Raw genomic sequence first — 14,577 nt, 5'->3', positions numbered from 1 at the left:
GATCGCCAAACCTGCTCCTATCCTCGGCTCGCCGGTTGCAGGCAATAGTGTTCGATCATTCCGCGTAGCAACCTCACGGTGGGTTCGATTCGGTCCAGATCCAGATACTCGTCAGGCTGGTGGGCGCAGGCGATATCACCTGGGCCAAGCACCAGCGTCTCGCACCCAAGCTGCTGAAGATAAGGCGCTTCGGTGGCGAAGGCCACTGCCTCGGCAGCATGCCCGGTGAGCCGTTCTGCAAGCTTGACCAGTTCGCCATCGGCGCCCTGGTCAAAGGCCGGCACACTGGGAAACAGCGGCGCGAGATCGATCTTCACCTGATGCTTTTCGGCAACCGGACGCAAGCGCCCGGCAATCGCTTCGCGCAGCTGCGCCGGATCCATGCCGGGCAAGGGCCTGAGGTCATATTCCAGCGAGCACTGGCCGCAGATGCGATTAGGGTTGTCGCCGCCATGGATACAGCCGAGATTGAGCGTTGGCTGCGGTACGTCGAACAGCGGGTTGTTGTACTGACTCTGCCACTCGCGCCTCAGCGTGATCAGCTCGCCCATGACGTCGTGCATCGCCTCCAGCGCGCTGTGCCCATAGGCCGGATTGGAGGAATGGCCGCTCTGCCCGTGAATCTCGATACCTTCCATCATGATGCCCTTATGCAAACGCACCGGGCGCAGTCCTGTCGGCTCGCCGATCACTGCCGCACGCCCCAGTGGGCGCCCGGCATCGGCCAGCGCGCGGGCGCCGGACATGGAGCTTTCCTCGTCACAGGTCGCGAGGATCAGCAGCGGCTGGCGGAACGGCTTGTCGAGCAATGGCAGCACGGCCTCGATGACCAGCGCGAAAAAACTTTTCATGTCGCAAACGCCAAGGCCGTACCAGCGGTCATCGGCTTCGCGCAACTGCAGTGGCTCGGCTGTCCACAACTCGGCATCGAAAGGCACGGTATCGCTGTGTCCGGCCAGGACCAGACCGCCCGGGCCGCTGCCGTAGCTGGCGAGCAAGTTGAATTTGCCGGGGGTGATCTCCTGCACCTCACAGGCGAAACCGAGGTCACCGAGCCATCCTGCGAGCAGGTCGATGACCGGACGGTTGGTCTGGTCCCAATGGGCCTGGGTGCAGCTCACCGACGGCGCGGCAATCAGCGCAGCGAATTGGTCTTTAAGCGAGGGGATGGGCACCGACAGCCTCCTGAAAGACGAATAATGTGGTGCTCAGTGAAACATGAAACGCGCCGCCGCAGCTTTACCGCTGGGTAAAAACAGCGGCGGCAGGGCGATCAGACAAAGATTGCCTTGAGGATGGTGAAGAAAACGATCGCCAGGAAGGCGCCGGCGGGCAGAGTGATCAGCCAGGACATGAAAATCGACCCAACCACGCCAAGGTTCAGAGCGCCGATACCGCGCGCGATGCCAATGCCCAGCACCGCGCCAACCAGCGTATGGGTAGTCGACACCGGTAGACCGATCGCGGAGGCACCAACCACCGTGGTCGCAGTCGCCAATTCCGCGGCGAAGCCACGGCTCGGCGTCAGCTCGGTGATTTCCTTGCCGATAGTGGCAATCACCTTGTAACCATAAGTGGCCAGACCGATGACGATACCTACTGCGCCGAGCAAGAGCACCCAACCCGGCACTGCCGACTTGGCGGCGATTTCCGCCGCGCCACCGGACTGGATGACACCAACCACAGCCGCCAGCGGACCAACGGCATTTGCCACGTCGTTGGCGCCATGGGCAAAGGCCATGGAACAGGCAGTGAAGATCATCAGTACGGCAAAAACCTTTTCCACACTGGCATAGTGGAAGGTGCGATCAGCCTCGACGTCGACCTTGATCCGCGACAGCAATCCAATCCCGACCAACATCACCAGCACGCCGATGGCAAACGCCATCAGGATGCCCTGGCCGCTGCTCAGGGTCAGGCCGACATGCTTGAGGCCCTTGGTAACCGTCATCAGCGCAACCATGAATCCGGTCAGGAACATGTACAGCGGTACGAAGCGCTTTGCGTTGAGGAACGGATCATCGGTGTTGATGATGAGCTTTTGCACGCTCATGAACAGCCCGAACGCAACGATGCCCGAGAGCATCGGCGTCACCACCCAGCTCGCCACGATCGGGCCAATGGCGTCCCAATGCACGGCATCGGTAGACACACCCACGGCGGCAAAGCCGATGACCGCGCCGATGATCGAATGCGTGGTGGAAACCGGCCAGCCTTTCATGGTGGCGATCAACAGCCAGGTGCCGGCGGCCAGCAACGCCGACATCATGCCCAGCACCATCAAGTCAGGGGAGATCACCTCCGCGTCGACGATGCCGTTCTTGATGGTCTCGGTGACTTCGCCACCGGCCAGATAGGCACCGCAAAACTCGAAGATCATGGCCACAACAATGGCCTGCTTGATGGTCAGCGCCCGGGACCCGACCGAAGTACCCATGGCGTTTGCCACGTCATTGGCGCCCACGCCCCAAGCCATGAAGAAACCGAATGCGCAGGCAAGCACCAGGAGTACGAAGCCGTATTCCGCGATAAAAGACATAAGGAATTACCTGTTGAACCCAGAAAGGATGCTGGCGCCTCAGCGCGCCAGCAGTTGTTCCAGACGGTTGCCGACGCGCTCGGCACGGTCAGCCACGTCACCGATCCATTCGATGATCTTGTAGAGAAACATCACGTCTACTGGCGGCAATTCCTTTTCCAGCTTGAACAGCGCACGGCGCACCGTGATCTGCATACGGTCGGTTTCACGCTCGATTTCCTCGAGCTCCTCGACCATCTTTTCCACCAGGGTAGCTTCTCGGCCGGCAAAGCCGGTTTCCAACAGCGAGTCCAGTTCCTTGAGCGCCTTCAAGGCCTGGCAGCTGGCGTCGACGCTGCGCTGAACGAAGGCAAGCATTTCCGGCTGCAGGGCAGGCGGGATGGTCATGCAGCGCCCCAGCATCAGCCCGGCGATGTCCTTGGCACGGTTGGCAATTTTGTCCTGTACACTCAGCAGCTCCAGCAGATCCGAGCGCGGAACAGGCAGAAACAGGCTCTTCGGCAGATGCTGGCGGACGCTCTTCTTGAGCTTGTCGGCCTCGTTTTCCAGTCGGGACATCTCTTTCTGGATCTGTTCGACCCGATCCCAGTCTTCTGTCGTGATCGCCTGGAACAGCGGAACCAGATTGGCCGCGCACTCGTGAGACTTGGCCATGTGCTGCTGCATCGGACCGATGGGTGAGCGTCCGAACAGGCTGACGAAAGGATTGATTGGCATAGGGAGCACCCCGGCTTCAGAAGGCGGCAAGTATACGGACGGCCCCTGGCGGCCGCCACCGCACGTCATCAAGCTGAAATATATTCACTATAGGCATCGTCCAGGCACATGCAGAAAGAAACCGAAATCAAGCTGCGCGCCAGCCGCGAAACTCTGGCAGCACTACGCGACCATCCGCTGCTGAAAAAGCGCAACAAGAGCGGCTGGGAACGCCACGAACTCTTCAATCAATATTTCGACACGCCCGAGCGCGAGCTGGCTCAGGCGAAAGTTGCGCTGCGCCTGCGTCGCGACGGCGACCAGTTCATCCAGACTCTCAAGAGCCGTGGCCAGAGCGTTGCCGGGCTGTCCGAGCGCAACGAATGGGACTGGTATTTGGACAAGGCCAAGCTGGACACCAAGAAACTCGACGACGAGTGCTGGCCAGCCAGCCTTGCCGAGCTGGACAAGAAAACCCTGAAGCCGATTTTCACCACTGATTTCGTTCGCGAGAAAGCCGAAATTGCCTGGGGCCGCGGCAAGGCCAAGGTGGTCATCGAAGCAGCGCTGGACCTGGGCAAGGTCGTGGTAGGCAAGCAGAGCGAAGAGATCTGCGAGATGGAACTTGAGCTGCGCCAGGGTGAACCCGAAGCCCTGCTGGAGCTGGCCGCAGAACTGGCCGCCGACCTTGCGCTGATGCCCTGCGATATCAGCAAGGCCGAGCGCGGCTACCGTCTGTATGACGCCGACAGCTACTCGCTAAGCCTGCCAGCGCCCCAACTCGACGCAACGATGCCGCTCGATGATGCCTTCGCCGCTCTGGCCTGGCAGTTGCTCGGCAATAGCCAGCGGCTGGCTGAGCAATACCGCTTCAATGGCCGCTGGAAGTTGCTGGGCGAGTGGCTGCAACAGCTGGTGGAATTGCGCGCCTTGCTTGGCAGCCTCGGCCAGGCCGCACCGCGCGCCAGCAGCCGCGAGCTGCGTGAACAGCTCGATGCACTGATTCAGGACTGGCGTCCGCGTATCGAGGCCGGCCAGGACGATGAAGCCACCCGCAAAAGCGCGCCCGACGAATTCGCTGCCGAACTGGCCCAACCCCGCTGGGGCCTGTTCTCGCTGAAGGCCTCCCTGTGGCTGCTGCAGCGCGGCTGGACGGCTGATCGCAACAACCGCGGCAACCGTCAAGGCGCCGCTGAGCTGGGCAACTGGCTGCCTCGCCAGCTCGGCGAAGAAGCCGAAGCGTTGCAACTGCTGCGTTATCAGCAGCAACCCGAAGACCTCGCCGAACAACGTCCACGCATGGAGCGCCTGCTGGTCTGGCTGCATCTGGCTCGTACAACGCTCGAACTTCCGGAAATCGACCGCCTCTACGGCGAACTGGCCAAGCTCTACGAACTGGCCGGCCAGCCATTGGACGACGAGCAGCTCCATTCCCGGATAGAACAGGGGCGAGTGGTCTGGACACTCAAGCCCTGGAAGCTGCTGACAAAAAAATAGGCTCGAGACTGGCACTCAGCATAGGGTGGCCGGGCGGCGCTCCGCTTTAGCCCACCGCTATCGCAAAGTCGCGTTACCGGCGCCTGACCTGTGCCCGCCCACCAGAATCTGGTGGGCTGAAGCCCACCCTACATGACTGTACCGACTCATCAGATGGCGCTCTGACAGCGGAGCCACGGTGAATACAAAAAAGCGACGTCCACTGCTTACCGCCGCAGTCGGCGCTTCGCTCAGGTGCGTCGCCATCCGTCGATCGTCGCGACGAGGCCGCAAAGTTGGACCGGTCAGGCAGACAACGCGCGGTTTTAACGGCAAGCTTGCCCTTCGTCTCCGCCACGTTCGAAAGGCCTAATGCCCGTGTTGAATTCGCCTGCCCAGGACCGCTTCCTCGATCTCAACGACCTGCTGCGCGATCTGGTCGCTCAGGGTCGACTGCAGCAGGAAACCGCCGAACAGTGCCTGACTCAGCGCCGCAGTGCGGCAAACAGCCAGCAACATCCGCTGGAGTTTCTCGGCGCTCAGCAACTCGATGACCTGGCCCGCCCCGGTAAGAAACTGGACCTCGAAACGCTGACCGTCTGGCTCGCCGAGCAGGCAGGGCAGCCTTATCTGCGTATCGACCCGCTGAAAATCAACGTTGCCGCGGTCACGCCGTTGATGTCATACGCCTTCGCACAGCGGCACAAGATCCTCGCCGTGGCGGTGGACAATTCAGCGGTCACCATCGCCAGCAGCCAGCCTTTCGTGAAGAGCTGGGAAGCCAACCTCACCCATGTGCTCAAACGACCGATCAAGCGTATGGTGGCCAATCCGGTCGACCTGCAGCGTTTCACGGTGGAGTTCTATCGGCTGGCCAAGTCGGTCAGCGGCGCTACCGCCAATGATCAGAAGATCAGCGGAACCGGCAACTTCGAGCAGCTGCTTAACCTCGGCGCCAGCGACCAGGAGCCCGACGCCAACGACGCCCATGTGGTGAACATCGTCGACTGGCTATTCCAGTATGCTTTCGACCAGCGTGCCAGCGACATCCACATCGAACCGCGCCGCGAGCAGGGCAGCGTGCGTTTTCGCATCGACGGCGTGCTGCACAACGTCTATCAATTCCCGCCCCAGGTGGCTATGGCGGTGGTCAGCCGGCTCAAATCGCTGGGGCGCATGAACGTCGCCGAGAAGCGGAAGCCGCAGGACGGTCGGGTCAAGACCAAAACGCCAGATGGCGGCGAGGTCGAGCTGCGCCTCTCGACCCTGCCGACTGCGTTCGGTGAAAAGATGGTGATGCGGATCTTCGATCCCGAAGTGCTGCTCAAGGGGTTCGATCAGCTGGGTTTTTCCGCCGAAGACCTGCGCCGCTGGCAGACCATGACCGGCCAGCCCAACGGCATCATCCTCGTCACCGGGCCGACCGGTTCGGGCAAGACCACCACGCTGTACACCACGCTCAAGCAGTTGGCGACGCCGGAAGTAAACGTCTGCACCATCGAGGACCCGATCGAGATGATCGAGGGCGCCTTCAACCAGATGCAAGTGCAGCACAACATCGACCTGACCTTCGCCAGCGGCGTGCGCGCACTGATGCGACAAGATCCGGACATCATCATGGTTGGCGAGATCCGTGATCTGGAAACCGCCGAAATGGCTATCCAGGCCGCGCTGACCGGCCACTTGGTGCTTTCGACGCTACACACCAACGACGCACCGAGCGCCATCACTCGCCTATTGGAATTGGGTGTACCTCACTACCTGCTTCGCGCAACGCTGCTCGGCGTAATGGCCCAGCGTCTGGTGCGCACGCTGTGCCCCCACTGCAAGGCGCCAATCCAATTGGATGCCGACGACTGGCAGGCGCTGACCAAGCCCTGGAACGCGCCACTGCCGAGCAATGCGCATCAGGCGGTTGGCTGCATCGAATGCCGCGACACGGGCTACCGAGGACGTGCGGGCGTTTACGAGATCATGCTGCTTAATGACGCGATCAAGCCGCTGATCACAGCCGACACCGATCTCATCGCCTTACGCCGTCAAGCCTTCAAGGACGGCATGCATAGCCTGCGCCTGTCCGGCGCGCAGAAAATCGCGGCAGGTTTGACCACATTGGAAGAAGTGCTCCGGGTCACCCCGCAGAGCGAGCAGAGGTAGCTAAAGCCTGGCGTAGGGTGGATGTCGCTTTTTAAATCCACCTCGCTGCCAGCAAGACAAGATGGATCGGATCCGCGCAAACCGTGCAGTGCCGAACCCATCGGCGGTCCATCGCCTCAGCCGGCCGCAAACAAATTCTTCTAGCCCCCAGACTTGGATGCCAGCAGCGTGGCCACCTGACTCGGTTCGCAATTGAGGTAGGCAGACGACTGCAGCCATTCCTGATCCGGATACCAGGAAAACATGAACTGCCCGCCCTTCAGGCTATCGACCACCATACGCGCCACTTCCGGGCGTACCGCGGGGCAACCCTGGCTGCGACCGATGCGGCCCTGGGTCGCGATCCAGGCCGGGTTCACGTAGTCGGCCGGATGAATAACGATCGCCCGCTCGCGCGCCAGATCGTTCACACCAGGCTCGAGCCCGTCCATGCGCAGCGAGTAGCCATGCTTGCCGCTATAGCTTTCAGCGGTACGGAACAGACCGATGCTCGACTGATGACTGCCCAGGACATTGGAGAAACGGGTAGCGAGGTTTTCCCCGGACTTCATCCCATGGGCGACGAATTCCTCGAGCAACAATCGCCGCTGCTTAAGGTCAAAGATCCAGAGACGGCGTTCCGAAGACGGCAACGAGAAATCGATCACCGCCAGTCGTTGCGCGGGAGCTGCGCCGTTGTTGACCGCGCATTGCATCGCGGCCACCGCATGGGTGAGGACTTGAACATCCAGTGTCGGGGCGACACGAGAAAGTGACTCCACGACCGGCCGATAGTCAGCGCTGGCCGCCATCAGCGGGGAAGACAGAAGCAATCCCGCTGCCATACAGAGGCTACGTAGCGAACTCATCATTGTCAGAACACCTCGGCGCCGCCAATTCCGAACATTCCCTGTCGGTTGACGACCCAGTTCGCTACCAGGCCAAAGCAATCAATTACAGTAGCGATAGTTAAATCAGACGGGACCTGACAGGCTCCCACATCGTCTGATCGATCATGATCCAATAGCCTGAAAGAGCCTGGTTTTCCAGACGCCACGGCAGTTCGAGCGGCGGAGTCTAGCAGTCAGCTGGTCAGCCAGGAGTGAGGCGTTGTACAAAAAACATACATTCTTTCTGCTCGCCATCCTCGCTTCTGGCGCCGGATCGGTTACGGCTGACCCGACGTTGACTTCAGATGGTTCCCTGGAGCCGGTCCTGCAGGATTTGCCCAATGCCTGCGGCAAGGCTTGGGAGGAGATCGACGAAACCGCTCTAGAGCGGCTATCTGAGCTCTATCGCCGTCAACACTACGAGCCACTGTGGACGTCATATCAGCAGGTCGACGAGCTGCTTGTTCAACTTCTAGCGCTGGCGGACGACGGCATCGATCCAGCGGACTATCAGCTCGAGACCATTCGTCGGGTGATGCAGACCGCCACGCCGCATCCCCGCGACCGCGAGTGCAGCGATATCTTCGTAAGTCACGCCTACTTGTCCGCGCTGCGTCATCTGGCCCAGGGCCGACTGCCGCAAGATCGCACCGAACCGGTATGGCGCAGCCCAGATGTGAGCGCGCAACAGCAAGCCGATGAGCGCCTGCTGCTGATCGCCGCCGAGGGATTGACTCAGCTGGAGCACGCCTTCAACAAGGCGCGTCCGTCGCTGGAGCAGTACCTCAATCTGCGCAAGGCCTATGCGCGATTGCGCAGCGAGCCCTTGCCCGACCACCTTCCGATTCCCGCCGGAAAGACGTTGCGTCCCGGCATGACCGACCCTCGTGTGCCACTGCTTCGGCAACGGCTGAGCGCCGACGGAGACCTGCAAGACGAGGTCATCGCGCCAGACGCCGCCGAGAATCTCTACAGCCAGCCTCTTGAAGAGGCGCTCAAGGGCTTTCAGCGACGCCATGCACTGCAGGACGATGGCGTCCTCGGCAGCGGCACCCTTGCTGCATTGAACGCGACGCCACAAGACCGACTGAATCAGCTGCGGGTGAACCTTGAACGCTTCCGCTGGCTTGCCGGCGATATCGAGCCGCGCTCGTTGCTGGTGGACATCGCCGGTGGCCGGGTGATCTTCTTTCGCGACAACAGCCCGCAATGGGAGGCTCGCGGCCAGGTAGGCCGCGATACCCGACAGACTCCGTCGATCAAGTCGAACGTCACCCGCCTCACGCTCAACCCGACCTGGACGGTGCCACCAACCATCCTGCGTGAAGACAAACTGCCGCGAATCCGCGAGAGCCTCGACTACCTCGCGGAACACAAGCTGCAGGTCCTGGACTACCAGGGTGCGGTGCTCGATCCGGCGACTATCGACTGGAACAACCCGGGCCGGATCCTGCTGCGTCAGGCGGCGGGGCCGGACAATCCACTCGGCAGGGTGGTGATCCGCTTCGCCAACCCCTACTCGATCTACCTGCATGACACGCCGAGCCAGGGGCTCTTCGCCCGCTCGCAACGCGCGTTCAGCTCAGGCTGTGTCAGAGTCGAGTCGGTCATGCAGCTGATCGATCTGCTGCTGACCCAGCCCGAGCGCGACCGGGTAGCCGGGCTGCTGGACGCGGGTAAGACGTACGAATTCCGCCCAGCCGAATCAACGCCGATACTATTGGCCTATTGGACAGCCGAAGCCGATCGCGATGGCCAACCGCGCTTTCGGCCGGATGTATACCACCGCGACCCTGCGCTACTGGACGCCTTGCAAGCAGCCGACCGCGGCCTCACGTTACCTGCTCGCCCATTCGACGTGTCCCAGTAAGTCAATCGGCTGTTACGCGCAACCGCTCGGGACCGGACCGGCGGCTCTGGCAGATTGCCCGTATACCGAGGTCTACTTGCCACCGATACATGCGCCGGTAACGTGCGAACCGCCTAGACTCTGCAATTGACGACAGCATCCACCCGTTCATGGGGGACCGTCACACAAGCTTGAACACCACGATCTTTTTTGCCGCCACGGATAGCCGAGCAGAAGTTTTGAACGACAAGAATTTAGTCAACACATGGAATGAAGCTGACCGGCTGGCCGCGCTGGCTCGATACCGAATTCTCGATACCCCGGCCGAGGCGGCCTTCGATGATCTGGTACTCCTCGCCGCCGAGCTATGCGCCAGCCCCAGCGCCGCCATCGTCTTCATCGACCGGCATCGCCAGTGGGTGAAAGCTTCGGTGAATGTCGATCACGGCAATCGCCCCCGTGACGAATCGCTCTGCGCCAGGGCCATCGCCCATTCCGAACCGCTGGTGATCGAGGACCTCGCCGACGAACCGCTGGCCAAGGGCTCGACCGGCTTTTACGCCGCCGCGGTACTGCGCACCCCCGACGGACTTCCGCTGGGCACGCTGTGCGTCCTGGACAACGAGCCGCGTCAACTGTCGGAGCGTCAGCGCGCCCACTTGCAGGCGCTGGGTCGACAGGTCATGGCGCTGCTTGAACTGCGGCGTAGCCGTGTGGCCAATGAGCGCAATCGGCAGATCATCGATAGCGCTGTGGATTACGCCATCCTCACGACCGATATTCACGGCCAGATCACCAGCTGGAATCAGGGCGCTGAGCGCATTCTCGGATGGCAGCCAGATGAAATCATCGGCACGTCCGCTTCACGCCTGTTCATCGAGGAAGACGTAGCCCGCGGGGCACCCGGGGCCGAGATGGCGACCGCAGCGCGAGAAGGCTCGGCGATCAACGAACGCTGGCATCACCGCAAGGACGGCAGTCACTTCTGGGCCAGCGGCGTGCAAATGCCGCTCAAGGATGATCGCGGCCATCATCTGGGCTTCGTGCAGATCCTGCGCGACCTGACCGAGCGCCTGCACGAGCAGGCCGCCATACGCGAAGCCGAAGAGCGCTACCGCGCGCTGGTCGACCTCAGCCCCCAGGTCATCTGGCAATGCGACGCCAACGGACACCTCATCTTCTGCAATCGCTACTGGTGCGATTTCACTGGCATGAGCGCCGAAGCATCGTCCGGCATGGGCTGGCTTGCAGCCGTAGCACCGGATCACCGCGACGCCGTCCTGCAACAATGGCGCAGCGCGCTGAAATCGGGCCAGGCCGGTAATTTCGAAGTGCCGTTGCTGGCCGCAGACGGCAGCCAGCGCTGGTTTCAGGGCAGCGGTGCACCTGTCTACGATTGCGATGGCCGCTTGCTCCACTGGGTCCTGGTGGCACAGGACATACATGAGCGCCGCCTGGCAGAGATCAAGCGTCTCGAGAGCGAAGCGTTTACCCGCAGCCTGTTGGATGCAGCCAGCGAAGGCTTCTACTCCATCGACACCAATGGCCTGGTCACGCTCTGCAACGAGGCCTTCGTCAACCTGCTCGGCTTCGCCAGCAAGGATGAAGTGATCGGACGCCAGCTGCATCAGCTAATCCATCACAGCCACCCGGACGGCTCGCCCTACCCGGTAGAAGAGTGCCCGATCCAGCGGACCGCCAAGACTGGCGAGCCAGCCCACGTTGAATACGAGTTGTTCTTCCGCCTCGATGGCACCAGCCTTCCGGTGGAATATCGCGTCGCCCCGCTCTACCGGGACGAGGTGCTGCATGGCGCCATCTGCACCTTCACCGACATCAGCGAGCGAGCCCGGAGCGATGCGCAGCAGTCCTATCTGCTCGAGCTCAGCGACCGGCTGCACGACAGCGGTAGCCGCATCGGTTTGGCCGACATGATGGCCGAGCGGCTGGCCCATCTGATGGGAGCAGATTGCATCTGCGAAGGTCATCTCGACGAGCGCGACGGCCTGATCATCGACCAGCACTGGCCCGAGACGGCCGGAAAGTCACGAGCCGAGCCCTACCTGCTTGGCGGCTGTGCCCAGACCCTGCGCCTGCGGCTGACCCAAGGGCTGATCGTGCCCTTCGAAGACCTGCTCGACGAAGCCGACTGCCATGGCAATTGCGGCTCCCTGCACGACCATCTGGGCTACCGCAGCCTGTTGCTGACTCCGCTGCTGGAACAGTCCGCCAATGGCAGCTTTCTGCTTTTCGCCAGCCTCCAACCGCGCGGTTGGAGCCAGGCCGACATCTCGCTGGTACGCGAAGTGGCCGAGCGTATCCGCGCCGCATCGGACCGCGCGCGAGCCCGCAAAGCCCTGCTCGAAGCCGAACAGCGCGTCAGCCTGGCCAACGAGATCGCCGCGATCGGCGTCTGGGACTACGACTTCGAGCACAACTCGGTGCATTGGGATTCCCAGCTCAAGGCACTCGCAGGACTGGCCCCCAGCGAGTCGGAGCTGTCCGTGGACGAGTTTCTTGCACGCGTGCATGCCGATGATCGCCGCGCGTTGATCACCGCATTCCGTAATGCGCTGGATGGCGTTGGCGGAGGCGAGCTGAATCTTGACTACCGGGTGTACGACGAGGGCAGCGGCCAGTTCCGCTGGCTGACCAATCGAGGCCGCCGCCTGCTGGATGCCGATGGCAAGGTTCGACTGCTCGGCACAGCCAGGGAAATCACTGCCGAGCGCAACGCCGCCTTGAAGCTACTGCGCATGAACGCCTTGCTCGAGGAACAGATTCAGGAGCGCCAGATCACCGAACAGCGCCAGTCGGTGCTGATGGAACTGGGCGACCTGCTGCGCGGCCAACCTGACAGCGTGACCATTGTCACCGCCGCCGTGCGAGCGCTGGGCATGACGCTCAAGGTGACACGTGCCGCCTTCCTGGCCATCGAGCCGGGCGGCCAGTACGCCACCGTCGAGCGCTACTGGAGCGACGGCGCGCTGGGCGACTACACCGAACGCATGTGCTTCGCCGACTACGGCGACTTCATCTACGACCTGCAGAACGACGAACTGGTGGTGGTCGACGACGTGCTGCATGACCCGCGTACCGCCGCTCAGGCCGCAAGTCTGCGGCTGCGGCGCATCCAGAGTCTGGTGTGCGTGCCGTTGCAGGAACAGGGCGTCCTCAGGGCTGCGCTGATCCTGCTGCAGGACCGGCCACGGCAGTGGGCCGAGGAAGACATTTCCTTCATTCGCGAAGTCGCGGACCGGGCCTGGACGGCCGACGAGCGCATGCGTGCCGAAAGTGCCCTGCGCGCCAGCGAAGAGCAGTTCCGCACCCTGGCGGACAACATGAGTCAGTTCGCCTGGATGGCCGATCCCGCAGGGCGAATCTACTGGTACAACAAGCGGTGGTACGACTACACCGGCACAACGCTCGAAGCCATGCGCGCACTCGGGTGGCGCTCCGTGCATCATCCTGACCATCACGTACGTGTGAGCGCCTCGATGAAACGGGCCGTGGCGATCGGCTCGATCTGGGAAGAAACCTTCCCCTTGCGCGGCAAGGACGGCAAATACCGCTGGTTCCTCGCCCGGGCACTGCCGATTCGCGACGACTTCGGGCAGGTAACCCACTGGTTTGGCACCAACACCGACATCACCGCCCAGGTCACAGCCGAAGAAGCCCTGCGTGAGCTGAACGACAACCTCGAACGCCGCGTTGCCGAACGTACCCGCGAGCTGGCTGAGATCAACCACCTGCTGCACGTCGAGATGGGCGAACGTGAGCGTGCCGAAGAGACGCTGCGCCACGCACAGAAAATGGAAGCCATCGGACAGCTGACCGGCGGCCTCGCCCATGACTTCAACAACATGCTGACGGGTGTTCTGGGCGCACTGGATTTCATTCAACGGCGAGTCGCCAACGGTCGGGTGGATGACCTCGGCCGTTACGTCGACGCCGCAACGAGTTCGGCCAATCGCGCCGCTGCGCTGACCCATCGACTACTTGCGTTCGCCAGGCGCCAGTCGCTCGATCCCCAACCCGTCGACGTCAATCAGCTGGTGGAGTCGATGGAAGACATGCTGCGCCGCACCATGGCCGAGCACATCGAATTCGACACCCGCCTGCAGAAAGACCCATGGCTGGCCTATACCGATGCGCACCAGTTGGAGAATGCGCTGCTCAATCTGGTGATCAACGCACGCGACGCCATGAGCGAAGGCGGCAAGCTCGTCATCCAGACCGGTTCGGTGCAAATCAACAGCGCTCAGCGCGACGGCCCCGAACCAGGGGAGTACGTCACCCTCAGCGTGGCCGACAACGGTTGCGGCATGCCCGCCGAAGTGGTCGCCAAGGCATTCGACCCGTTCTTCACGACCAAACCTATCGGCCAGGGAACCGGTCTTGGCCTGTCTATGGTCTATGGCTTCGTCAAGCAGACCGGTGGCCACGTACGTATCGATAGCACGCCGGGCGAAGGCACCTTGATCACCCTGTTTCTGCCACGCAACCGGGCCCGGGCAGAGCCGCTGGAAGAGCATTACGACACGCCAGTGGCTGTGCAAGGCGCTCAGAGTGACGAAACCGTGCTGGTCGTCGAGGATGAGGCGGCGGTGCGCATGCTGGTGGTTGAGGTGCTGCAGGAACTCGGTTACCAGGTGCTCGAAGCCGTCGATGGCAGCACGGCACAGCCTTATCTGATGGGCGATCAGCGTATCGATCTGCTGGTGAGCGATATTGGCTTACCGGGCATCAATGGCCGGCAGCTGGCGGAGATCGCCAGGCAGCACCGACCGGATCTGCGCGTGCTGTTCATTACCGGCTATGCACCGAATGCTGAAGTACGCGGCGAATTCCTTGGCCCTGGGATGGACATGCTGGCCAAGCCCTTCAGTATCGACATGCTTGCCGCCAAGGTTCGCCAGCTGATCGAGCGCAGCGGCTAGCGGCAAGCGGCAAGGAACTCTGCCGACCACGCCGCACTCTCTACTGAAGGA

General features: G+C 62.1%; 8 protein-coding genes. 4 read left to right on the top strand and 4 right to left on the bottom strand.

Annotated features, from left to right (window positions below):
* Window positions 1-17 precede the first annotated feature (17 nt).
* The 3 genes from argE to NA619_RS08080 form a co-directional block, all read right to left on the bottom strand.
* Complete coding sequence (argE, locus tag NA619_RS08090) at window positions 18-1,175, bottom strand: acetylornithine deacetylase (RefSeq protein ID WP_255961274.1); 1,158 nt, start codon at window positions 1,173-1,175, stop codon at window positions 18-20.
* Between the two features lie 98 nt (window positions 1,176-1,273).
* A complete protein-coding gene (locus NA619_RS08085; RefSeq protein ID WP_255961273.1) occupies window positions 1,274-2,539 on the bottom strand; it encodes an inorganic phosphate transporter in 1,266 nt (421 codons plus the stop codon).
* Window positions 2,540-2,578: 39 nt separating this feature from the next.
* Complete coding sequence (locus tag NA619_RS08080; RefSeq protein ID WP_255961268.1) at window positions 2,579-3,256, bottom strand: TIGR00153 family protein; 678 nt, start codon at window positions 3,254-3,256, stop codon at window positions 2,579-2,581.
* 108 nt (window positions 3,257-3,364) lie between these two features.
* Between NA619_RS08080 and NA619_RS08075 the strand changes: the two genes are divergently transcribed.
* Both NA619_RS08075 and NA619_RS08070 read left to right on the top strand, forming a co-directional pair.
* Complete coding sequence (locus NA619_RS08075; RefSeq protein ID WP_255961266.1) at window positions 3,365-4,732, top strand: inorganic triphosphatase; 1,368 nt, start codon at window positions 3,365-3,367, stop codon at window positions 4,730-4,732.
* A 351-nt stretch (window positions 4,733-5,083) separates the two neighbouring features.
* Complete coding sequence (locus tag NA619_RS08070) at window positions 5,084-6,868, top strand: GspE/PulE family protein (RefSeq protein ID WP_255961265.1); 1,785 nt, start codon at window positions 5,084-5,086, stop codon at window positions 6,866-6,868.
* 140 nt (window positions 6,869-7,008) lie between these two features.
* On the opposite strand, the gene NA619_RS08065 is transcribed toward NA619_RS08070, so the two are convergent.
* Window positions 7,009-7,719 (bottom strand): murein L,D-transpeptidase catalytic domain family protein, encoded by a 711-nt coding sequence (locus NA619_RS08065; RefSeq protein WP_255961264.1) that lies wholly within the window; start codon window positions 7,717-7,719, stop codon window positions 7,009-7,011.
* A gap of 238 nt (window positions 7,720-7,957) precedes the next feature.
* Here NA619_RS08065 and NA619_RS08060 point away from each other — a divergent pair, with 238 nt between their 5' ends.
* Both NA619_RS08060 and NA619_RS08055 read left to right on the top strand, forming a co-directional pair.
* Window positions 7,958-9,607: a L,D-transpeptidase family protein gene (locus tag NA619_RS08060; protein ID WP_255961263.1), complete on the top strand. Its 1,650-nt coding sequence runs from the start codon at window positions 7,958-7,960 to the stop codon at window positions 9,605-9,607.
* 218 nt (window positions 9,608-9,825) lie between these two features.
* Window positions 9,826-14,526: a PAS domain S-box protein gene (locus tag NA619_RS08055; protein ID WP_255961261.1), complete on the top strand. Its 4,701-nt coding sequence runs from the start codon at window positions 9,826-9,828 to the stop codon at window positions 14,524-14,526.
* Window positions 14,527-14,577 lie beyond the last annotated feature (51 nt).

The sequence above is a fragment of the Stutzerimonas stutzeri genome (assembly GCF_024448895.1).
In the GTDB taxonomy this organism is placed as follows: domain Bacteria; phylum Pseudomonadota; class Gammaproteobacteria; order Pseudomonadales; family Pseudomonadaceae; genus Stutzerimonas; species Stutzerimonas stutzeri_Q.
This window is presented reverse-complemented; position numbering and strand designations above follow the sequence as displayed.